This window comes from Myceligenerans crystallogenes (genome assembly GCF_039529775.1).
Lineage (GTDB): Bacteria > Actinomycetota > Actinomycetes > Actinomycetales > Cellulomonadaceae > Myceligenerans > Myceligenerans crystallogenes.
Genome location: NZ_BAAANL010000011.1, coordinates 55,673 through 78,286 on the forward strand (window position 1 = coordinate 55,673; position 22,614 = coordinate 78,286).

The window sequence follows — 22,614 nt, forward strand, 5'->3', positions numbered from 1 at the left end:
CGGGCGGCGTCGAACCCGAGCCCGGCGGCGTCGTCGGCCCCTGTGCGGAACCGGCACCGGCAGGCGCCGCCGGCCCCGGAACAGGACCGGCACCAGCGGCCGCCGTCGGCCCCGACGCCGGCGGCGTGACCGCCGAACCCTCGCGGGAGGGCCGGGCCGGGGGACGCGCAGCGGGCCGGATCGACGGCGGCATCGCCGCCGCGCCGGCGGGGCCCGGACGGGTCGCCAGGAGCGGCGGCACGGCCTGGTCGGTGCTGTTCGGATCGTTCTGACCGGTCGGCACGGACGGCTTGTCGTTGTCGGTCGGCTGGCCCATTCAGTTGCTCCGTGGAACCTTGTTCGGCGCGGGCTCTCCGCACCGCCAGACACCGTCGCGCAAGGTACGCGCGGCCGTCCCCGGAGCGCATACTACTTGGCCGGTCCGTACGCCCCGGGCGGGTTTCAGTTCGCTCCGCGTGGAGGTTCTGTGCTGGTCACGAGGCCGCCGGGAAGATTATTCACCTCGCGGTCAGACCCCTCGCGATGCACCGGAACCTCGCTGAACCACGAGGCCGGCAGGAACGCCGCCGCGCCCAGGACCAGCACGCCCGCGTACGTCCAGACGAGCCCCAGCGTCCCGGCCGGGACCAGCACGTCGCCGCCGGAACCGCGCAGCGACATCCACTGGACCGCCACCACCCAGCCCCCCGCGAACGCGAGCAGGACACCGTAGCCGGACCAGGCCCGGCACATGATCGCGGCGGCCGCGGTGAGCACCAGCGCCAGCACCGCCCCGGGGAACCACCACAGGTCGTCGCCGTACCGGTGGACCACGGTGCCGAGCGCACCGATCACCAGGCCCAGCGCCACCGCGAGCAGGACGCGCACGACCACCGGGCCCAGGCCGCCAGGGGCGTTGCGGTCGGGTAGCTCGTTCATCGGTCCATCATCGCCCACTTTTCTGGGTGCCGGGTGGATGTTGTGCCAGACTCCCGCTCGAACGGCGTCGCTCCCCCCTCGCGACGCCCGATAACGGAGGCAACAGATGGACGCCCAGACGCTTCAGTCGCTGACGACGCTCTACGTGCGGCAGAAGGTGCGGCTCATGGTCAACCAGTACGAGGTGCGCGTCGCGAACCCCGACGGCTCCGAGGGCGAGGTGCTCGCGTTCGCACAGCAGAAGCGGATGGCGTTCCGCGAGCAGGTCACGCTCTACACGGACGACACGAAGTCCGTGCCGGTGCTCTCGTTCAAGGCGCGGCAGGTCATGGACCTCGGCGCGACGTACGACGTCCTGGACGCGTCCGGCACGCCGATCGGGCTGTTCCGCAAGAACTTCGGCAAGTCGTTCCTGCGGTCCACCTGGCACGTCGAGCAGCCGGGCCTGGGCGAGGCCACGGGCCAGGAGCGGAGCATGTGGGTCGCGGTGCTGCGGCGCCTCGTCGAGAGCCTGGACTGGCTGCCCTACCACTTCGACTTCGAGCTCGGCGGCCAGCCCGCGTTCTCGGTGGTGCGGCAGTGGGCGCTGCGCGACAAGTACACCGTCACGATCCAGCAGCCGCACCTGGACCGCCGCCTGGTCATCGCGATGGCGGTCGGCCTGGACGCCCTGCAGGCGCGCTGACGAGATACGTCTCGTGGCGCGGCAGCGGCGCCAGGACGCCGTTGCTCAGCGCGTAGTACCCGAGCATGCCCGGCGCGGGCGCGCGCGTCACGTGCTGGACCTGCGTGGCGTGCGCCCGCATCGCGGCGAGCACCCGGTCCAGCACGGGCGCGACCTCCACCCGCTCCAGCCGGTCGCCGCCGGCGGCGCCGCCGGACGGTCCCGGCAGATCCTCGCGTGCGTAGGGCGGCAGTGCCTCGTCGGGATCAGGAAGCGTCAGCCCATGTCCGACGACGACGGCGCGCGCCTCGTCGAGCCGGGCCAGCTCGCGCCGCGCGGCACGGAGTTCCCGGGCGGGCACGACGGCCTGCCACAGCTCCGGGGGCCCGGGGCGCGCGGCGCCGGCGACGCCCGTGCCGGCCGATGCCGGGCCGCGCGACTCCTCCAGGAGCCGCAGCGCGCGGACCGTCACGTCGTGGGCACGGATGTGGTCCGGGTGCCCGTACCCGCCGCTTGGTTCATAGGTCACGACGACGGCCGGGCGCAGTTCCCGGAGCAGCCCGGCCAGCCGCCCGGCGGGCTCGTCGAGCTCGACCCGCGCGAAGGCCGACGCAGGCGAATCCTCCGCGGGCCCGGCCACTCCCGGCCGCACCCACCGCATCCCGGAATCCTCGTACCGCGAGAGCCCGTCCGGCGCCAGCGATCCGACGCGGCCGGCCGGGCCGTCCTGCGCCGGGCCACGAGGGATCTCGTCCAGGAAGACCTGGTCCACGCCCAGCGCGGCGGCCGCGGCCGCGAGCTCGCGCTCCCGGTACGCGCCGAGAGCCGGGCCGTCGCCCTCCAGGTGCGCCAGCCCCGCCGACGTCGTGCCCGGCAGGGCGATCACCTCGCCGCGTTCGCCGCGGGTGCAGGTCACGACCGTGACCCGCCGCCCGGCGGCCGCCCACGTCGCGAGCAGGCCACCGGTCCAGAGGGTCTCGTCGTCCGGATGGGCGTGGACGGCCAGCAGGCCGCCGGCGTCGTCGGGCATCATCGACGGGACGACCCCCGCGGCCCCACCGGGATCAGCCCTTCTTGGCGCGCGATGCCGCGCGGGCGCGCAGCGTCGCGTCCAGCTCGACCTTGCGGATGCGGACGATCTCCGGGGTGACCTCGACGCACTCGTCCTCCTGCGCGAACTCCAGGCACTCCTCGAGCGTGAGCTTGCGCGGCGGGATGAGGTTCTCGAAGTTGTCGGCGGTCGAGGACCGCATGTTCGTCAGCTTCTTCTCCTTGGTGATGTTGACGTCCATGTCCTCGTTGCGCGAGTTCTCGCCGACGATCATGCCCTGGTACACCTCCTGCGTGGGGTCCACGAAGAAGGAGCCGCGCTCCTGCAGGTTGATCATGGCGAACGGCGTCACCTTGCCGGCGCGGTCCGCGACCAGCGAGCCCGTCATGCGCGACTCGATGGGGCCCGCCCACGGCTCGTAGCCCTCGGAGATGGAGGCCGCGATGCCCGTGCCGCGGGTCTCGGTGAGGAACCGCGTGCGGAAGCCGATGAGACCGCGCGCCGGGACCATGAACTCCATGCGGACCCAGCCGGTGCCGTGGTTCGTCATCGTGTCCATGCGGCCCTTGCGCTGGGCCAGGAGCTGGGTGACGGCGCCGAGGTAGTCCTCGGGGACGTCGATCGTCATGCGCTCCATCGGCTCGTGCACCTTGCCGTCGATCGTCCGCGTGACGACCTGCGGCTTGCCGACGGTCAGCTCGAAGCCCTCGCGGCGCATCTGCTCGACGAGGATGGCCAGGGCCAGCTCACCGCGGCCCTGCACCTCCCACGCGTCGGGGCGCTCGGTGGGGAGCACCTTGAGCGAGACGTTGCCGATGAGCTCGGAGTCGAGGCGGTCCTTGACCTGGCGCGCGGTGACCTTGTGGCCCTTGCCGCCCTTGCCCGCCAGCGGCGAGGTGTTGATCCCGATGGTCATCGAGATCGCCGGGTCGTCGACGGTGATGAGCGGCAGCGGGCGCGGGTCCTCGAGGTCGGTGAGGGTCTCGCCGATCATGATGTCCGCGATGCCCGCCACGGCCACGATGTCGCCGGGGCCCGCCTTCTCGGCCGGGACGCGGTCGAGGGCCTTGGTCTCCAGCAGCTCGGTGATCTTGACGGTGGTCAGCGAGCCGTCGTGGCGCGCCCAGGCGACCTGCTGGCCCTTGCGGAGCTCGCCGTTGTGGATGCGCAGCAGCGCCAGGCGGCCCAGGAACGGCGAGGCGTCCAGGTTCGTCACGTGGGCCTGCAGCGGCATCGCCTCGTCGAACGTCGGCGCCGGGATCTTCTCGAGGATCGTGGCGAACAGCGGCTCGAGGTTGTCGTTGTCCGGCAGGCCGCCGTCGGCCGGCTGGTTCACCGACGCCGCGCCGACCTTGGCGGCCGCGTACACGACGGGGACGTCGAGGATGGAGTCCAGGTCGAGGTCCGGGACCTCGTCCGCCAGGTCGCTGGCCAGGCCGAGCAGCAGGTCGGTGGTCTCTCCCACGACCTCCTCGATGCGGGAGTCCGGCCGGTCGACCTTGTTGACGACCACGATCACCGGGAGCTTCGCGGCGAGCGCCTTGCGGAGCACGAAACGCGTCTGGGGCAGCGGGCCCTCCGAGGCGTCCACCAGCAGCACGACGCCGTCGACCATCGACAGGCCGCGCTCGACCTCGCCGCCGAAGTCGGCGTGACCGGGGGTGTCGATGACGTTGATGGTGATGCCGTCGGGCTGCCCGGCGGCGGCGGCCGCGGGGCCGGCGTACCGGACCGCGGTGTTCTTCGCGAGGATCGTGATGCCCTTCTCACGCTCCAGGTCGCCCGAGTCCATGACCCGGTCGTCCATCTCCTTGTGGTCGGCGAAGGCGCCGGCCTGCTTCAGCATGGCGTCCACAAGGGTGGTCTTGCCGTGGTCGACGTGGGCGACGATCGCCACGTTGCGCAGATCGGAGCGGACGCCGAGGGACGTCGCGGCGGAGTTGGGCACGGCTGGACTCATTTCGGAAGACGAAGGGGCGGCGCGGACGGTCGCCGTCGACGCGCTGGGGCCCAGTCTACCGGGGACGGCGAAGCGCCGAGGTGGTGTCTTCCACAGGGAAGCCACCACCCCGGCGCCGGTACTGCTTCGGGGCCGGTCAGGCCCCGCCGATCTCCAGGGTCGCGCCCGGGATCGCGGCCAGCAGGTCCTTCGTGTAGTCCTGCTGCGGGTCGTCGAACACCTCGTCGGTGGTCGCGTGCTCGACGATGCGGCCGTCCTTCATGACCGCGACCAGGTCGGCGATCTGCCGCACGACGGCGAGGTCGTGCGTGATGAACAGGTACGACAGCCCCAGCTCGCTCTGCAGGTCACCGAGCAGCTGCAGGATCTGCGCCTGGACCAGCACGTCGAGCGCGGACACCGCCTCGTCCAGCACGATGACCTCGGGGTTCAGCGCCAGCGCACGCGCCACGGCGATGCGCTGCCGCTGCCCGCCGGACAACTCGTTCGGGAACCGCCGCATGGTCGACGCCGGCAGCGCCACCATGTCCAGCAGGTCCCGCACGCGCTGCTCGCGCTCCTTCCTCGACCCCACGCGGTGCAGCCGCAGCGGCTCCTCGATGGAGTTGAACACCGAGAACATCGGGTCCAGCGACCCGTACGGGTTCTGGAACACCGGCTGCACGCGGCGGCGCATCGCGAACTGCTCCTTGCCGGACAGCTTCGCGGTGTCCTTGCCGTCGAACACCACCGTGCCCGACGTCGGCTCCAGCAGCCCCAGCACCATGTTGGCCGCGGTGGACTTGCCGGACCCGGACTCGCCCACCAGCGCCAGCGTCTTCCCGCGCGGCAGCACGAAGTCGATGCCGTCCACGGCGGTGAAGTCGGTGTGCGTCCCCGGGCGCGAGCCGCGGATCCGGAACACCTTGGTGAGGTTCTTGGCGACGACGACATCCTGGGGCGCCGCCTTGTCGACCTTCACCTCCTGGCCCGCGATCAGCTCCTCGGCCTCGATCCCCGCCTCGTGGGCGGACTGGATGCGACGCGACGCCAGCGACGGCGCCGAGGCGACCAGCCGCTTGGTGTACTCGTGCTGCGGGTCCTTGAGGATCTGCAGCGCGGGGCCGGACTCGACGACCTTGCCCTTGTACATGACCACGAGGTGCTCGGCACGCTCGGCGGCCAGGCCCAGGTCGTGCGTGATGAACAGGACGGCCGTGCCGAGTTCGCTCGTCAGCCCGTCGAGATGGTCGAGGATCTTCTTCTGCACGGTCACGTCGAGCGCCGACGTCGGCTCGTCCGCGATGAGCAGCTTCGGACGCGACGCGAGACCGATGGCGATCAGTGCGCGCTGGCGCATGCCGCCGGAGAACTCGTGCGGGTACTGGCGCGCCCGGCGTTCGCCGTCGGGCAGGCCGGCCTCTCCGAGGAGCCCGACGACGCGCGCCCGGCGCTCCGCCTTGGTCCCCTGGAAGCCGTTGGCGACCAGGGCCTCCTCGATCTGCGTGCCGATCTTCCAGACCGGGTTGAGGTTCGACATCGGGTCCTGCGGGACCATGCCGATCTCCCGCCCGCGGAGGTGCTCCGTGGACCTGCGGTTCAGCCCGACGAGCTCGCGTCCGCCGAACTTGATCGATCCCCCGGTCACCTGGCCGGTGCCCGGCAGCAGGTTGATGATCGCGTGCGCGGTGGTGGACTTGCCGGAACCTGATTCACCGACGATCGCCACGGACTGACCCGGGTACACGGACAAGTCGACGCCGCGCACCGCCTCGACGACGCCGGAACCCGTGGTGAACGAGATCCGCAGGTCCTTGATCTCGAGGAGCGGCACGTTCGCGTCGAACTCGGCGTCGGCCTGCTCGGCGCCCAACGGCGCCTCGTCGGTCAGTTTGATCGTCGTCGTCATCGCTTCCGAGCCTTCGGGTCAAGGGCGTCGCGCACGACGTCGCCCATCATGATGAAGCCGAGCACGGTGAGGGCCAGCGCGGCTCCCGGATAGATCAGGACCTCGGGCGCCTGCCGGATCGACTGCTGGCCGTTCGACAGGTCACCGCCCCACGAGACCACGCCGGGCGGCAGACCGATGCCGAGGAACGTCAGCGTCGCCTCGGCGACGACGAACGTACCGAGAGCGACCGTCGCGTAGACGATGATCGGCGCGGCGGCATTCGGCAGCGCATGCTTCAGCAGGATCCCGATCTTGCCCATGCCGAGCGCCTTGGCCGCGGTCACGAACTCGTTGTTCTTCACGCTCAGCACCGAACCGCGGGTGATGCGCGCGATCGACGTCCAGCCGAAGCTGGCCAGAACAAGCGCCACGGCGAACGAGTTGCGGTCCGGCAGCAGGCTCAGGATCACGATCGCGGCCAGCACGAACGGCAGCGCGAAGAAGATGTCGGTCAGCCGCGACAGGATCGTGTCGACCCATCCGCCGACGTACCCGGCGACCGCACCGATCGCGCCGCCCAGGATCACGACGAAGGCAGTCGCCAGGACGCCCACCGTGACGGATGCCCGCGCCCCGAAGATCACCCGCGAGTAGATGTCGCAGCCGTCCTTCGTGGTACCGAAGAAGTGGTCCGGTCCTGGCGGGAGCAGCGATTCCCCCAGGTCGCAGTTCCGTGGCTCCTGCGTGGCGACGAGTCCGGGGAAGAACGACACGAACAAGGCGGCGGTGATGATCGTGAGCGCGACCCAGAACAGCGGCCGGCTGCGCATCTCCCGCCAGGCGTCCCCCCACAGGCTGGAGGGCGCCTCGTCCTCGGCGATCGCGTCGATCGCACCGACCTTGACTTTCTCCGGCGGGGCGACGTAACGGTCCTGGCCCGGTCGCGGGCCCTTCTCGTAGCGGTTCTCAGGCATAGCGGATCCTCGGGTCCAGGACCGCGTAGAGCAGGTCCACGATCAGGTTGGCGGCGATGTAGACGACCACGAGAATGGTCGTGATCGCGACGACCGTGACGTTCTCGCCGCGGACGATCGACTCGAAGAGCGTCCCGCCCACACCGTTGATGTTGAAGATGCCCTCGGTGACGATCGATCCGGCCATGAGGTTGCCCAGGTCCGCGCCGATGAAGGTGACGACAGGAATCAGGGAGTTGCGCAGTACGTGGCGGGTCGTGACCTGTCCGCCGGAGAGTCCCTTGGCCCGCGCCGTGCGCACGTGGTCCGCTGTCAGTGTCTCCGCCACCGACGTCCGTGTCAGGCGGAGGATGTAGGCCATCGACACACCGGCCAGCACCATTGCCGGCATCAGCAGGCTCTCGAAATCAGGGTTTCGCCCGGCCGTCACGGGCAGCCAGTCGAGCTGCACACCCAGCACGATCTGCATCACGAAGCCCATGACGAAGGTCGGGACGGCGATCAGCAGCAGGCTCCACACGAGCACGGTGGAGTCGAAGAACTTGCCCTTGCGCATTCCGGCGACGAGGCCGAAACCGATGCCGAAGACCGTCTCGATGGCGAGCGCCATGATCGACAGCTGGAAGGTCACCGGGAAGGCGTTGACGACCGTGTCCATCACCGGCTGACCGGTGAAGTCGGGCCCGAGGTCCAGGGTGAAGATTCCCTTGAGGAAGTACAGGTACTGCATGATGAACGGCTCGTTCAGATGGAACTGTTCCCGGATCTGCGCCTCCACGACGGGGGGAAGGCCGCGATCGCCACCGAGCGCCGCGACCGGGTCGCCCGGACGCAGGAACACCATTCCGTACACGAGCAGCGTGGCGCCGAAGAATACAGGGATCACCTGCAACAGCCGGCGTCCGATGTACCAGAGCATTGTGGTCTCCTTGTCGATTACCGCCGCCCATTCTCCCGGACATCGCCCGGTGTGCATGAAGCGGCACAGGGGAGGCGGGGCACGCGTGCGCGCGTGCCCCGCCTCTCACCTGGGGTGGCGTGGTCGGTCCGGCGAACCGGACGTGATCACGCTCACTCGGCCAGGGTCACCTGATACAGGATCGGGTCGCTGTCCCAGCCGAACACGACGTTCTCGACGTTCTCGCTGAAGCCGGCGGTGACGTTGTAGTACCAGAGCGGGATACCCGCCATGTCCTCGAACAGGACGGTCTCGGCCTGGGTGTAGAACTCGTTGGCCTCCTCCACCGTCGCGGCGCCGTTGCCCTTCTTCAGGAGCTCGTCGAACTCCTTGTTCGAGTAGCCCATGTCGTTCGAGCCGGCGTTGGTGCCGTAGATCGGGCCGAGGTAGTTGCTCATGGACGGGTAGTCCGCCTGCCAGCCACCGCGGTACAGGCCCTTGATCGTCTCGTTGTCACGGGCGTCGAGGAACTCGTCGAACGTCGGGTAGGCGTCGAACTCGCACTCGATCTCCAGCGCCTGACGGATCGTGTTGCACGCCGGGTCGATCCACGACTGGTGGTCGGAGTCCGCGTTGGAGGCGATGAGCAGCGTGAAGTCCTCACCGACCGGGTCCATCTCCTCGGCCTCGTCCCAGAGCTTCTTGGCTTCCTCGGGGTCGTAGGCGAGAACCTCGTTGCCCGGGACGTCCTCGCTCCAGCCGCCGATGATCGGGTTGGTGAAGTCGCTCGCCGTGGTGCGGGTGTTGTTGTACACCGTCGAGGTGATGGCGTCGCGGTCGATCGCCATCGAGATCGCCTTGCGACGCAGGAGGCCGGCCTCGCCCTCGAAGTCCTTGACGTACTCCGGGACGTTGATCACCTGCGTGAGCGCTGCCGGCTGGTTCACGGCGCGGTCCCCCAGCTCGTCCTCGAACGTCGCGAAGGCAGAGGCCGGGACGTTCGTCACGATGTCCAGGTTGTTGTCGAGCAGATCGTTGTACTGCGAGTCCTCGTCGGTGTAGGCGATGAACTCGACGCCGTCGTTCTGCGCCTTGCGCTCGCCGATGTACTCGGCGAAGGGCTCGATCGTGATCGACTTGTCGTGCTGCCAGTCGGTCAGCATGTACGGGCCGTTGCCGACCGGCTTCTCGCCGAACGCCTCGGGGTCCTCGAAGAACGACTCCGGCAGCGGGAAGAACGCCGCGTAGCCCAGGCGGACCGGGAAGTCGGTCTCCGGCTGCGCGAGCGTGACCGTGAACTCGGTGTCGGAGACGACCTCGAGACCCTTCATGGCCTCCTCGGCAGGCTCCTCGCCCTCCTTGGGCGCACCTTCCTTGTCCAGCTGGTCCTCGGCGAACTGCAGGTCCGTGAAGCCGTCGATCGGCTCGAAGAAGTACGACAGGTTCGTCGCGTTCGGCCCATAGGCGCCCCAGTTCCACGCGTCCACGAAGCTCTGTGCCGTGACCGGCGTGCCGTCGCTGAACGTCCAGCCCTCGTTGAGGGTGATGTTCCAGACCTTCTGGTCCTCGGACTCGATCGACTTCGCGACCTCGTTGTGGACGACACCCTCTGCGTCGTAGTAGACGAGGCCGGAGAAGATGTTCGAGACGACCTTCGATCCGAAGGTCTCGTTCGTCATCGACGGAATCAGCGGGTTCTGAGGCTCGCCGTTCCCGACGGTCACCAGGGTGGCGCCGTCGCCCTGATCGTCGCCGGAGCCTCCGCCGCAGGCAGACAGCACCAGGGCGGTGGCGAGCACAGCGGCTCCCACTCCCACAAGTCGCTTACGAGGTGTCACGTGTCCTCCTGGATCGTATGAGTCACGCCGCATCGCGGGTTGCCTGCGGCGCTGCATCGGACGCGGCGTTGCGCCCGGCTGTGGGCCGTTACATTACCTGCCCACAATGCGACGCCGAGAGTGCCTCACAGCGGCAGGCCCGCGGTCGTGACCGTTTCGGTATCCCTTCGTAACACCATGAAACACGTGCCACCAAGGATTCTCCTGCCCAGCCTGGGTTCTTGACCGTACTGTGACCTGCGGATTGGCAGCAAGCCGCCATTCCTGCCACCTCCTGGCGGCAATCCGCCACCGCCGAAAATCGGCGCAGTCCGCCCTTTTTGCCCCATTACCGAATCACGTTCACGCACCCCGTCGCGCCGTCGTCGGGCGACCCCCGAGCACCGGATCGGGCGGGCACGACGACGGCCGAGGCACCGCCCCGCAAGGGCGGCACCTCGGCCGTGGTACCCCGGGACCCACGGGCCCGGAAAAGAACTCAGCGCTGGGTGATCGGCACGAACCGGCGTTCGGTCGCGCCCGTGTAGACCTGGCGCGGGCGCCCGATCTTCGTGGACGGGTCGTTCACCATCTCGCGCCACTGCGCGATCCAGCCCGGCATCCGCCCGAGCGCGAACAGCGGCGTGAACATCGCCGGCTCGAAGCCCATCGCCTTGTAGATCAGGCCCGTGTAGAAGTCCACGTTCGGGTAGAGGTTCCGCGACACGAAGTACTCGTCGCTCAGCGCGATCTGCTCCAGCCCCTGGGCGATCTCCAGCAGCTCGTCCTTCGCGCCCAGCTTCTCCAGCACCTCGTCCGCGGACTTCTTCACGATCGCGGCGCGCGGGTCGTACGCCTTGTAGACCCGGTGCCCGAAGCCCATCAGGCGGACGCCGTCCTCCTTGTTCTTCACCTTGTTCATGAAGGTCTCGACGGTCTCGCCGCCGGAGCGGATCTTCTCCAGCATCACGAGCACGGCCTCGTTGGCCCCGCCGTGCGCCGGGCCGGACAGCGCGTTCACGCCCGCTGCCACCGACGCGAACAGGTTCGCGTTCGAGGAACCCACCACGCGCACGGTGGACGTCGAGCAGTTCTGCTCGTGGTCCGCGTGCAGGATGAGCAGCTTCTCCAGCGCGTCGACGATGGCGGGCTCGGCGGCGTACTCGCCGCCCTCGGAGCCGAACGTGCGGCGCAGGAAGTCCGCGACGAAGCCCTGCGACGCGTCCGGCGCGACGAGCGCCTGGCCCGTCCGCCGGCGGTGCAGCGCCGAGGTGATGGTGCTGGTCTTGGCGAGCAGCATGGCCGTGGCGGTGTCGACCTGCTCCGGATCGCGCGGGTCCACGACCTCGGGGTACCAGGCCGCGAGCGCGTTGACCGCGGCGGCGAGCGTGGCCATCGGGTGCGCCTGCGCGGGCAGTGCCGCGAGGAACGCCTCGAAGCCGCCGGGCAGCGGCGCGTGCTCCGCGACCCGCTTCTCCAGCGCCTCCAGCGCCTCGGTGCCGGGCAGCTCGCCGTCGATGAGCAGCGCGGCGACCTCGAGGAACGTGGCCCCCTCGGCGACCTGGTCGATCGGGTACCCGCGGTACCGCAGGATCCCCTGGTCGCCGTCGATGTAGGTGATGGCCGACTCGCACGACGCCGTGTTGGTGAACCCGGGATCGAGCGTGACGAGACCGGTGTCCCGCAGAAGCGTGTTCACCTTGAAGCCGCTGGCACCGTCACTGGCTTCGACGACGGACAGAGGTCGGGCAGTGCCGTCGACGACGAGTTCGACGGTGGGACTGGCGTTCGCCGGCGTGGTGGACGTCATGACTTCCTTCCTTGAAGCACGCGGTGCGCTACCCCTGGTGGGGGAACAGGGCGGCATCGACCTGGAGCGCAGCGTCGATCCTAGACAAGACCGTATCGTGTCAAGGCTTTGTGATTCCAACTCATCGGTCAAGAATTTGTGAGGCGGAACACAGCGTCGGCGATCCGCTCGTCCGTCGCGGTGAGCGCTATCCGCACGTGCCCGGCACCCGCCGGACCGTAGAGCGCACCAGGTGCGCCGAGGATGCCGCGGTCCGCGAACCACTCCGGGTCGGAGCGCACCCACAGGTAAAGACCCGCTTCGGAGTGGTCCACGGCCAGGCCCGCGCGGGCCAGCGCCTCCGTCAGCGCACGCCGCCGGGCCGCGTAAAGCCGCCGCTGGGCCGCCACGTGGGCGTCGTCGGAGAGCGCCGCGACCATCGCGGCCTGCACCGGCGCCGGGACGATCAGCCCGAGGTGCTTGCGCCGCTGCAGCAGGTCCCCGATCAGGCGCCCGTCGCCCGCCACGAACGCCGCGCGGTACCCCGCCAGGTTCGACTGCTTGGACAGCGAGTACGCCGCCAGAAGACCGTCGTGGGAATTGTCACAAACCCGCGGATCAAGGATGCTCGGCACGCCCGCGCCGGCGTCGTCCGGCCCCCACTGCCCCCAGCCGAGCTCCGCGTAGCACTCGTCGGAGACGACGACGGCGCCGATCTCCCGCGCGGCCGCCACCACACCCCGCAGCTCCTCGACCCCGAGCACCCGCCCGTGCGGGTTGGCGGGACTGTTCACCCAGACGAGGCGGACGTCGTCGCGCCCCGCCCACTCGTCGACGTCGTCGGTCGCGAGCGCCGTCGCGCCCGCCGCCGCGGCGCCGGCCGCGTACGTCGGGTAGGCGATCCGCGGATGGACGACGACGTCACCGGGCCCCGCACCCAGCAGGGACGGCAGCAGCCCGACGAGCTCCTTCGAGCCCACCGTGGGCAGCACCTGGTCGAGCTCGAGCCCGGGCACGCGGCGTCGTCGGGCGAACCACTCCGCGATCGCGGCGCGCAGCGCCGGGGTGCCCGCCGTGAGCGGGTACCCCGGCGCGTCGGCGGCGGCCACCAGGGCCTCGCGGACGAGCTCGGGCGTGGGGTCGACGGGCGTGCCCATCGACAGGTCGATCAGCCCGCCGGGATGCTTGGCCGCGCGGGCCTTGAGGCCGGCGAGCGTGTCCCAGGGAAAGTCGATCCCGGAGAGGTCTGCGAGCCCCATGCGCCGTATGCCGGTCAGGCCTGCGGCGGGAGCGCGGCGATCATCGGGTCGTCCTTGTCGATGAGACCCATCTTGGCGGCACCGCCGGGGGAGCCGATGTCGTCGAAGTACTCGACGTTCGCCCGGTAGTAGTCCTTCCACTCCTCGGGGACGTCGTCCTCGTAGTAGATGGCCTCGACGGGGCACACCGGCTCGCAGGCGCCGCAGTCGACGCACTCGTCCGGGTGGATGTACAGAGATCGTTTGCCCTCGTAGATGCAGTCCACGGGACACTCCTCGATGCACGCCTTGTCCTTGACGTCGACGCACGGCTGAGCGATCACGTAGGTCACTGCGGGGCCTTCCTCGGGGAGGGAAATCCTGATGCGGTCCTCGCGGCTCACCGGCGGATCACTGGCTGATCACTGGCGGGCCGCGGGCGGACTGACCCTAGTATTCCAGCAGCGACGGCATCGTCGTGTACTCCGTCTCATTCCTCGGCGAGGGCAGCTCGTGAACCGTGGTATTGCAGGCCGGCCCGTGTGGCGCGGCATCCCGCCGGGCACGCGCGTCGTCGTCCGCCGCCGGCTGACGCCCGGCGAGGCCGCCGCCGCCCGCGCGCAGCGCCGTGGCGCGGTCTGGACGGACGTCATCGGTCACGTGGTCACGGTGTCCGACGACGGCGTCGTGCTGCGCACGGACCCGCGTCCCGGACGCGGGGAACCCGAGGAGATCGTGGTGGCGGCGGCGCTGATCACCTCGGTGAAACCCGTCCCGCCGCGGCCGGTGCGTGGCTGAATCGTGAGGGCTGTGCGCACTGTCCGGCAGGAACACTCGTCAGCAGGTGTGTCGCGGGCCACAAGTGCGTAGGGTTCTCCGGGTGAGAGCGATCCGCCGATTCACGGTCCGCACCGTCCTTCCGGAGCCCCTCGCGGCACTCGACGAGCTGTCCCACAACCTCCGCTGGTCCTGGCACGCCCCGACGCGCGAGCTGTTCGCCGGGGTGGACCGCGAGCTGTGGGCCGACGTGAAGGGCGACCCCGTCGCCTTCCTCGCGGCCCTCGGTTCGGAGCGCCTCCAGGCGCTGGCCGCCGACGAGGGCTTCGTGGGGCGTACCCGTGCCGCCGCCGACGAACTGCACCGCTACCTCCACGACCCACGCTGGTACCAGGAGCAGCGCTCCGCCACGGGCGCCGAGCTGCCACGCGGGATCGCCTACTTCTCCCCCGAGTTCGGCATCACCTCGGTGCTGCCGCAGTACTCCGGAGGCCTCGGGATCCTGGCGGGCGACCACCTGAAGTCCGCCTCCGACCTCGGCGTGCCGATCGTCGGGGTGGGCCTCCTGTACGGGGCCGGCTACTTCCGCCAGTCCCTGACGCGGGACGGCTGGCAGCTGGAGAACTACCCGCTGCTCGACCCGGACGGCCTGCCGCTCGCCGTGCTGCGCGAGGAGGACGGCACGCCCGCCCGGGTCTCGCTCGGCCTGCCCGGCGGGCGCCGGCTGCACGCGCACGTGTGGGTCGCCGCCGTCGGCCGGGTGCCCCTGCTGCTGCTCGACTCGAACATCCCGGCCAACGACGAGGCGTCCCGCGCCGTCACCGACCGCCTCTACGGCGGCGGCGGCGAGCACCGGCTGCAGCAGGAGCTGCTGCTCGGCGTCGGCGGCGTGCGCGCGCTGCGGATCTGGTCGCGGCTGACCGGCGCGCCGGAGCCCGAGGTCTATCACACCAACGAGGGCCACGCCGGGTTCCTCGGGGTCGAGCGCATCCGCGAGCTCGTGTCCGTCGGCCTGAGCGTCGACGAGGCCCTGGAGGCGGTCCGCGCCGCCACGGTCTTCACCACGCACACGCCCGTCCCGGCCGGGATCGACCGGTTCAGCAAGGACCTGGTGAGCGGCTACTTCGGCGGCGACAACCAGATGGACGGCGTCCCGGTGGACCGGGTGCTCGCGCTCGGCTCCGAGGACTACGAGGGCGGTGACCCGACGGTCTTCAACATGGCCGTCATGGGCCTGCGCCTCGGCGGCCGCGCCAACGGCGTCTCCCTGCTGCACGGCCAGGTCTCCCGCGAGATGTTCGAGGGGCTCTGGCCCGGCTTCGACGCGCGCGAGGTGCCGATCACCTCGGTCACCAACGGCGTGCACTCGCCCACCTGGGTCGCCCCCCAGCTCGTCCGCCTCCAGCAGGAGCGGCTCGGGCTGGACCAGCTCACCGCGCCGGAGGCGTCGGCCGGATGGCTCGACCCGGGCAAGGTGTCCGACGCCGACCTGTGGTCGATCCGCTCGGAGCTGCGGTCCGAGCTCGTGGACGAGGTGCGCCTGAGGGTGCGCAAGTCCTGGCGCGAGCGCGGGGCGTCCCCGGCCGAGCTCGGCTGGATCGACGACGTCTTCTCGCCCGACGTCCTGACCATCGGCTTCGCCCGCCGCGTGCCGACCTACAAGCGCCTGACGCTGATGCTGCGGGACCCGGCGCGGCTGCGCGCCCTGCTGCTGCACCCCCAGCGCCCGGTCCAGCTGGTCGTGGCCGGCAAGTCCCACCCCGCCGACGAGCAGGGCAAGCGCCTCATCCAGCAGCTCGTCCGCTTCGCCGACGACCCGGCGGTCCGCCACCGCATCGTGTTCCTCCCGAACTACGACATCGGCATGGCCCAGTCCCTCTACCCGGGCTGCGACGTCTGGCTCAACAACCCGCTGCGGCCGCTGGAGGCGTCCGGCACGTCCGGCATGAAGTCCGCCCTGAACGGCGGCCTCAACCTGTCCATCGAGGACGGCTGGTGGGCCGAGTGGTACGACGGCGAGAACGGCTGGGGCATCCCGACCGCCGACGGCGTCGACGACCCGGACCGCCGCGACGACCTCGAGGCCGCCGCCCTCTACGACCTCGTCGAGACCACGGTCGCCCCGCTCTACTACGACCGCGGGCCCGAGGGCGTCCCGGGCCGCTGGCTCGAGATGGTGCGCCACACCCTCGCCACCCTCGGCCCCAAGGTGCAGGCCACCCGGATGGTCGGCGAGTACGTGCACGGCCTCTACGCCCCGGCGGCGGAGGCCGGGCGCACCCTCGCGGCGGGCAGCTACGGCTCCGCCCGGGACCTCGCCACCTGGAAGGCCCGGGTCCGCGAGGGCTGGCACCACGTGCGGGTGGACCACGTCGAGTCGGGCGGCATCGCCGACGCCGCCCAGGTGGGCGACCGGCTCGCGGTCAAGGCCTACGTCTCGCTGGGCTCCCTCACGCCCGACGACGTCGACGTCCAGGTGGTCCACGGCCACGTCAACGAGTCCGACGTCATCGAGGACTTCCAGGCCGACCCGCTCGCCCACGCCGACTCCTACGAGGCCGGCCGCCACGCCTTCGCGGGCGAGGTCGCCCTCGACTCCTCGGGCCCGTTCGGCTACACCGTCCGCATCGTCCCCCGCCACCCGGGCCAGACGAACGTCGCCGACCTCGGGCTGGTGGTCAACGCCTGAGGACGCCCCCGTGCGAGGGTGGTCCCCCCGGGGGCCGCCCTCGCACGGTTGCGCTCGCGGACATGGACCCTGCGTGAAGCTTGCGCGAACCTGTTACACGCCCGTAGTGCATCTGGTGACAGGTCGTGGATAGCGTGGGTCCGTGAGCAGCGCGCGCATCCCTCAAGGCGGCACGGGCCGCCCCAAAGTCGTCAACCGCCGGGCCGAGAAGACCCCTGATCCCGCTCGCCGGGCGACGGGTGCGGGCTCGGCCCGCCCCGCCTCCGCCCGGCACGCCGCCGGGCCCGCCGCGCCGCAGGAAATCGGCCGGATTCCCGTCATCCAGGTGTCCCCCGTGGTCGAGGGCGGGCGCTGGCCCGCCAAGGGCGCCGTCGGCGAGGTGATCCCCGTCGAGGCGACGGTCTTCCGCGAGGGGCACGACGCCGTCGCCGCGACCGCCGTGCTCGTCGCCCCCGACGGCACGGACCACTCCTGGGTGCCGATGACCGACGTCGCGCCGGGCCTCGACCGGTTCCGGGGCTTCGTGCAGCCCGACGCCGAGGGCGACTGGTCGTTCCGCGTGGAGGCGTGGAGCGACCCGTACGCCACCTGGGTCCACGACGCCACGATCAAGATCGAGGCGGGGATCGACGTCGACCTCATGCTCGCCGAGGGCGCGAAGCTCTTCACCCGCATCCTCAACCCGCTGCACCGCGACACCCTGGTCGCCGCGGACCGCACCCCGGCGGACTCCCGCCTCCTGGCCGGCACCCTGGCCGCGCTCAAGGACGACACGCGCCCGGCCGGCGCGCGCCTCGCCGCCGCGACGTCGCCCGAGGTCACGGAGGCGCTGGCCCGGTCCCCGCACCGCGAGCTGGTGACGTCGTCGGACACCTACCGGCTGCGCGTCTCGCGCCCGCTCGCGCTCGCGGGGGCCTGGTACGAGCTGTTCCCGCGGTCGGAGGGCGCGTACCAGAAGGCCGACGGGACCTGGGTCTCGGGCACGTTCGCGACCGCCGCGAAGCGCCTGCCGGAGATCGCCGGCATGGGGTTCGACGTCGTCTACCTGACGCCCGTCTCCCCCATCGGCACCACCTTCCGCAAGGGACGCAACAACACGCTCGAGGCGCGGCCGGGCGATCCCGGCAGCCCGTACGCCATCGGCTCGCCCGACGGCGGCCACGACGCGATCCACCACGACCTCGGCACCGAGGACGACTTCCGGGACTTCGTCGCCGCCGCGCGCGCCGAGGGCCTGGAGGTGGCGCTCGACATCGCGCTGCAGTGCTCGCCGGACCACCCCTGGGTCACGGAGCACCCGGAGTGGTTCACCGTCCGGGCCGACGGCTCCATCGCCTACGCGGAGAACCCGCCGAAGAAGTACCAGGACATCTACCCGCTCGCCTTCGACCGCGACCCGGTGGGCCTGAGCCACGAGATCCTGCGCGTGCTGCGCGTCTGGATCGACCGCGGCGTCACGCTGTTCCGCGTCGACAACCCGCACACCAAGCCGCTGAACTTCTGGGAGTGGCTGCTCGCGGAGGTGCACCGCACCAACCCCGAGGTGATCTTCCTCAGCGAGGCGTTCACGAGGCCCGCGATGATGCAGACGCTGGCGCGGATCGGGTTCCACCAGTCGTACACGTACTTCACGTGGCGCAACACCAAGGAGGAGCTCGAGGAGTACCTCGCCGAGGTGTCCGGGCCGCTCGGCTCGGTCATGCGGCCGAACTTCTGGCCCACCACCCACGACATCCTCACGCCGTACGTCCAGCAGGGCGGCGCGGCCGGGCACGCGATCCGCGCGGTGCTGGCGGCGCTGGGCTCGCCGTCGTGGGGCCTGTACTCGGGGTACGAGCTCGTGGAGAACGTGCCGCGCCCGGGCGCCGAGGAGCACATCGACAACGAGAAGTACGAGTACCGCCCGCGGGACTGGGACCGCGCGGAGCAGCTGGGCGTGCGCGCGCTCGTGACGCGGCTGAACCAGATTCGCGCCGAGCACCCGGCGTTGCGTCAGTTGCGCGACCTTGCGGTGCACCCGACCACGAACGACCAGGTCGTGGCGTTTTCGCGACGGATCAGCGCAGAATTCCTGCCCACCCTGCGAAACGGTTCGAACGGGCGCACGATGGTGCCAGGGGGAAATGCGGGAGCAGTACCGGCCGGTGCCGAAGGCGGCACCGGAACCGGGTCCGTCGCCACCCCCTCTCACGACGACGTGATCGTGGTCGTGGTGAATCTTGATCCCTGGAACTCACAGGAGTCGCTGGTGCACCTGGACCTGGAAGCCCTCGGCCTGACGCCGCCGTCGGGCGACGACGACGCCCCGTTCTACGTGGCGCACGACCTGCTCTCGAACGAGACCTACGGCTGGGGAGCCACGCCGTTCGTACGGCTTGACCCGGCACACCGGGTGGCCCACGTGCTGCACGTGACGCCGGCCGGCATGGACCGCGGTGGAACGGGAGGGATCTCATGACGACGTTCGGTCCCGGCGGCCCCGCCGTCGGCCCGCCCGACACGCCCCGCCCGGCGCCGTCGGGCACCGAGAGCGGGCTGCGGGACGTGCCGCGTCCCACGACCGCTCCGATCCCCGTGCAGGCGCTGCCCGCGCGGCGGCAGCCGCGGGTGGAGGCCCGGCGGCCCGGGCTCTCGCAGGATCCCGAGTGGTACCGCAAGGCGGTGTTCTACGAGGTGCTCGTGCGGGCGTTCTCCGACCCGGGCGACACCGGCACGGGTGACCTGCGCGGCCTCATCGACCGCCTCGACTACATCGAGTGGCTCGGGATCGACGCCCTGTGGATCCCGCCGATCTTCCCGTCGCCGCTGCGCGACGGCGGGTACGACGTCGCCGACTTCACCGCGATCGCCCCCCAGTACGGGAGCATCGACGACTTCCGCGACCTCGTCGCCGCCGCGCACGAGCGCGGCATCCGCGTGGTGATCGACCTGGTCATGAACCACACGAGCGACCAGCACCCGTGGTTCCAGGCGTCGCGCTCGGACCCGGACGGGCCGTACGGCGACTTCTACGTGTGGAGCGAGGAGCCGGACCGCTACCGGGACGCCCGGATCATCTTCGTGGACACGGAGACCTCGAACTGGACCTTCGACCCGGTGCGCCGGCAGTACTTCTGGCACCGGTTCTTCAGCCACCAGCCGGACCTGAACTTCGAGAACCCGCGCGTCCAGGAGGCGATGCACGACGTCGCCCGGTTCTGGCTGCAGCTCGGGGTGGACGGCTTCCGGCTCGACGCCGTCCCGTACCTGTTCGAGGCCGAGGGCACCAACTGCGAGAACCTCCCGGAGACGCACCGCTTCCTGCGCCAGATGCGCAAGATGGTGGACACGGAGTTCCCGGGCCGGATCCTGCTGGCGGAGGCGAACCAGTGGCCGCAGGACGTCGTGGAGTACTTCGGCACGGAGGACGAGCCCGAGTGCCACATGTGCTTCCACTTCCCCGTGATGCCGCGCATCTTCTACTCGATCCGCGACCAGCGCGCGAACCGGCTGCACGAGATCCTCAGCGACACCCCGGCCATCCCGGCGGGCGCGCAGTGGAGCACGTTCCTGCGCAACCACGACGAGCTCACCCTGGAGATGGTGTCCACCGAGGAGCGCGCCGCGATGTACGGCTGGTACGCGCCGGACCCGCGGATGCGCGCCAACGTCGGCATCCGGCGGCGGCTCGCGCCGCTGCTGGACAACTCGCGCAAGGAGATCGAGCTCGCGCACGCGCTGCTGCTGTCCCTGCCCGGTTCGCCGTGCCTGTACTACGGCGACGAGATCGGCATGGGCGACAACATCTGGCTGCCGGACCGCGATTCCTCGCGCACGCCGATGCAGTGGACGCCGGACCGCAACGCAGGGTTCTCGCACGCGGACCCGGGCAAGCTGTACCTGCCGCTCGTGCAGTCGCTGGTGCACCACTACCAGCACGTCAACGTCGAGGCGCAGCTCGCGCAGCCGACGTCGCTGCTGCACTGGGTGCACGGCATGCTCGCGGTGCGCAAGCTGCACCCGGCGTTCGGCACGGGGGCGTACCAGCAGGTGGACTGCGACAGCGAGTCGGTGATCGCGTTCACGCTCACCACCGAGGAGGAGACCATCCTCGTCGCGGCGAACCTGTCGGCGACGGCCCGCTCCGCGACGCTGAAGCTGCCGCGGTACACGGGCTGGACGCTCACCGACGTGTTCGCAGGGGCCGGGTTCCCTGACGTCGGGGACGGCGGCACCGTCACCATGACGTGGGGGGCGCGCGACTTCTACTGGCTCTCACTGGCGCAGAACGGGGTCAAGCCCCAGGCCGCACCACAGGCAGCGGTGGCGGATGCGGCACGGGTGGGAGAGCCTGTCGAGTCGTCCGAACGGGCGACGCCCCGGAACCGGTCCGCAGGAGGAGAGTGACGGTCATCGGCCAGGCGCGAGACGTCGACGTCCACGAGGGCACCGGCCCCCTTCCCGGCGGGGTCCTGCGCCTGCTCGAGGACTGGCTGCCCGGACGCCGCTGGTACCCGATCCCGGGCAACGGCGTCCGGCACGTGCCGTGGTGCACGGTGGTCCTCGCCTCGGGGACGACGACGGAGACGGACGCCCCGGCCGACGTCGTCGTCCCCCTCCTGCGGCTGACGGGGCCCGGCCTGCCCGACTCGTCCGACGAGGGCGCGCTGGTCATCCAGGTACCGCTGGTGCTCCGGCCGGCCGGCGGGCGACCGGCAGGGGGTTCCGCCGGGGTTCCGCCGGAGGAGCCGGACGGGGAGCCGGCCGAGGAGCCCGGCCTGATCGGCGTCGTCGACACGCCCGCCGGGCCCGTGTCCGTGTACGACGGCGGTGCGGACCCGGCGGCCTGGCGCGCCTACCTCGCCGCGGCGCTCGCCGGACGCGGGCCGGAGGAGTACACCCCCGGCCCGAGCGACGCCGAGCTCGCCGAGGCGCACCCGCTCGGCGGCGAGCAGTCGAACTCCTCGGTGCTGGTGCCCGGCCTGCGGCCCCCGATCCCGGGGTTCCCCGGCGAGCTGGCCGACGGCGTGATCCTCAAGATCCTGCGCACGGTGCCGCTCGGGCCGCACCCGGACGTCGTCGTCCCCGAGGCGCTCACCCGGGCCGGCTGGAAGGGCGTCCCGCGCTACCTGGGCGCCGTCGAGCTGCCGCACGAGAACCCGGCGGAGCCGCACGACGCGCCCGTCGCGCACCTCGCCGTCGTGGCCGAGCTGATCACCGAGGCCGACGACGGGTTCGAGCTGGCCTGCGCGCACGCCAGCGAGGGCGTGGCCTTCGACGAGCAGGCGGCCGCGCTCGGCGCCGCCGTCGCGCACCTGCACGCGGCCCTGGCCGTGGCGCGGCCGACCGACGCGACCCTCGACGCGAGCGGCTTCATGGGCGTGCTGAGGCGGCGGGCGGCGGAGGCGATCGCCGACGTCACGGAGCTGGCGCCGCACCGCGGCGGCATCACGGCCTTCTACGACGAGGTCAGCGACCGCCTGTCGGCGGTGACCGCCGAGCGCCCGATCCCGCTGCAGGCGATCCACGGGGACCTGCACCTCGGGCAGGTGCTGCACGCGCGCGACGGGTGGAAGGTGCTCGACTTCGAGGGCGAACCGCAGCGCCCGGTCGCCGAGCGCACGGCCCCCGACCTGCCGCTGCGCGACGTCGCCGGGCTGCTGCGCTCGTTCGACTACGCGGCGGCGGTGGGCGAGGCGAAGGACCCGGACTGGTCGGGGGACGCCCAGCTCTCGTTCCTGGAGGGCTACCGGGAGGCCGCGGGCGACGCCCCGGCGTCGTCGGCCCTGGACGTCACGACGGCCTCCCTGCTGCTCCGCGCCCTGACCCTGGACAAGGCCCTCTACGAGACCGTCTACGAGTCCCGCCACCGCCCCGCCTGGCTCCCCATCCCCCTGACGGCGGTCTCCCGCACCCTGTCCCGCTGACGCCGACGAGGGTAGGTCGGCGACCACGAGCTTCGCGTGCATCGCCCGAGTGGGCTCGACGGA

Annotated in this window: 17 protein-coding genes; 7 read left to right on the forward strand and 10 right to left on the reverse strand. The window is 71.1% G+C overall.

Annotation, left to right across the window (positions count from 1 at the left end):
* Positions 1–125: 125 nt before the first annotated feature.
* Positions 126–272 (forward strand): hypothetical protein, encoded by a 147-nt coding sequence (locus ABD208_RS19660; RefSeq protein ID WP_344106350.1) that lies wholly within the window; start codon positions 126–128, stop codon positions 270–272.
* Positions 273–441: 169 nt separating this feature from the next.
* On the opposite strand, the gene ABD208_RS19665 is transcribed toward ABD208_RS19660, so the two are convergent.
* The gene (locus ABD208_RS19665) at positions 442–918 is read right to left on the reverse strand and encodes a hypothetical protein (RefSeq protein ID WP_344106353.1); all 477 of its coding nucleotides are present in this window, start codon (positions 916–918) and stop codon (positions 442–444) included.
* Between the two features lie 106 nt (positions 919–1,024).
* On the opposite strand from ABD208_RS19665, the gene ABD208_RS19670 reads away from it, so the two are divergent.
* Positions 1,025–1,603, forward strand: coding sequence for an LURP-one-related family protein (locus ABD208_RS19670; protein WP_344106355.1), 579 nt, complete (start codon positions 1,025–1,027; stop codon positions 1,601–1,603).
* Here the strand turns inward: ABD208_RS19670 and ABD208_RS19675 are convergent.
* The 9 genes from ABD208_RS19675 to fdxA all read right to left on the reverse strand — a co-directional run bounded on the left by ABD208_RS19675 (position 1,560) and on the right by fdxA (position 13,532).
* Positions 1,560–2,615 carry a PIG-L family deacetylase gene (locus tag ABD208_RS19675; RefSeq protein WP_344106357.1) on the reverse strand — a complete coding sequence of 352 codons (1,056 nt, stop codon included), beginning with the start codon at positions 2,613–2,615 and terminating at the stop codon, positions 1,560–1,562. The genes ABD208_RS19670 and ABD208_RS19675 overlap by 44 nt on opposite strands.
* Positions 2,616–2,646: 31 nt before the next feature.
* Positions 2,647–4,581: a translational GTPase TypA gene (gene typA, locus ABD208_RS19680; protein WP_344106359.1), complete on the reverse strand. Its 1,935-nt coding sequence runs from the start codon at positions 4,579–4,581 to the stop codon at positions 2,647–2,649.
* Positions 4,582–4,729: 148 nt separating this feature from the next.
* Positions 4,730–6,481 (reverse strand): dipeptide ABC transporter ATP-binding protein, encoded by a 1,752-nt coding sequence (locus tag ABD208_RS19685; RefSeq protein WP_344106361.1) that lies wholly within the window; start codon positions 6,479–6,481, stop codon positions 4,730–4,732.
* Positions 6,478–7,437, reverse strand: a complete 960-nt coding sequence (locus tag ABD208_RS19690) for an ABC transporter permease (protein ID WP_344106363.1) — start codon at positions 7,435–7,437, stop codon at positions 6,478–6,480. The genes ABD208_RS19685 and ABD208_RS19690 overlap by 4 nt, the downstream gene beginning before the upstream one ends.
* Positions 7,430–8,356: an ABC transporter permease gene (locus ABD208_RS19695; protein WP_344106365.1), complete on the reverse strand. Its 927-nt coding sequence runs from the start codon at positions 8,354–8,356 to the stop codon at positions 7,430–7,432. Before ABD208_RS19695 ends, ABD208_RS19690 begins: the two co-directional genes overlap by 8 nt.
* A 152-nt stretch (positions 8,357–8,508) precedes the next feature.
* On the reverse strand, positions 8,509–10,134 hold the full coding sequence (locus ABD208_RS19700) for a peptide ABC transporter substrate-binding protein (protein ID WP_344106368.1): 1,626 nt from the start codon (positions 10,132–10,134) through the stop codon (positions 8,509–8,511).
* Between the two features lie 517 nt (positions 10,135–10,651).
* A complete protein-coding gene (locus ABD208_RS19705; RefSeq protein WP_344106371.1) occupies positions 10,652–11,962 on the reverse strand; it encodes a citrate synthase in 1,311 nt (436 codons plus the stop codon).
* 128 nt (positions 11,963–12,090) lie between these two features.
* On the reverse strand, positions 12,091–13,200 hold the full coding sequence (dapC, locus tag ABD208_RS19710) for a succinyldiaminopimelate transaminase (protein ID WP_344106374.1): 1,110 nt from the start codon (positions 13,198–13,200) through the stop codon (positions 12,091–12,093).
* A 14-nt stretch (positions 13,201–13,214) separates the two neighbouring features.
* Positions 13,215–13,532: a ferredoxin gene (gene fdxA, locus ABD208_RS19715; RefSeq protein ID WP_344106376.1), complete on the reverse strand. Its 318-nt coding sequence runs from the start codon at positions 13,530–13,532 to the stop codon at positions 13,215–13,217.
* Positions 13,533–13,692: 160 nt separating this feature from the next.
* Here fdxA and ABD208_RS19720 point away from each other — a divergent pair, with 160 nt between their 5' ends.
* The 5 genes from ABD208_RS19720 to ABD208_RS19740 all read left to right on the forward strand — a co-directional run bounded on the left by ABD208_RS19720 (position 13,693) and on the right by ABD208_RS19740 (position 22,551).
* Complete coding sequence (locus ABD208_RS19720) at positions 13,693–13,977, forward strand: DUF6725 family protein (protein ID WP_344106378.1); 285 nt, start codon at positions 13,693–13,695, stop codon at positions 13,975–13,977.
* An 82-nt stretch (positions 13,978–14,059) separates the two neighbouring features.
* Complete coding sequence (gene glgP / locus ABD208_RS19725; protein ID WP_344106380.1) at positions 14,060–16,645, forward strand: alpha-glucan family phosphorylase; 2,586 nt, start codon at positions 14,060–14,062, stop codon at positions 16,643–16,645.
* Between the two features lie 142 nt (positions 16,646–16,787).
* Positions 16,788–19,103 carry an alpha-1,4-glucan--maltose-1-phosphate maltosyltransferase gene (locus tag ABD208_RS19730; protein WP_425561137.1) on the forward strand — a complete coding sequence of 772 codons (2,316 nt, stop codon included), beginning with the start codon at positions 16,788–16,790 and terminating at the stop codon, positions 19,101–19,103.
* Complete coding sequence (gene treS / locus ABD208_RS19735; RefSeq protein WP_344106382.1) at positions 19,100–21,031, forward strand: maltose alpha-D-glucosyltransferase; 1,932 nt, start codon at positions 19,100–19,102, stop codon at positions 21,029–21,031. The genes ABD208_RS19730 and treS overlap by 4 nt, the downstream gene beginning before the upstream one ends.
* Positions 21,028–22,551: an aminoglycoside phosphotransferase gene (locus ABD208_RS19740; protein ID WP_344106385.1), complete on the forward strand. Its 1,524-nt coding sequence runs from the start codon at positions 21,028–21,030 to the stop codon at positions 22,549–22,551. Before treS ends, ABD208_RS19740 begins: the two co-directional genes overlap by 4 nt.
* Positions 22,552–22,614 lie beyond the last annotated feature (63 nt).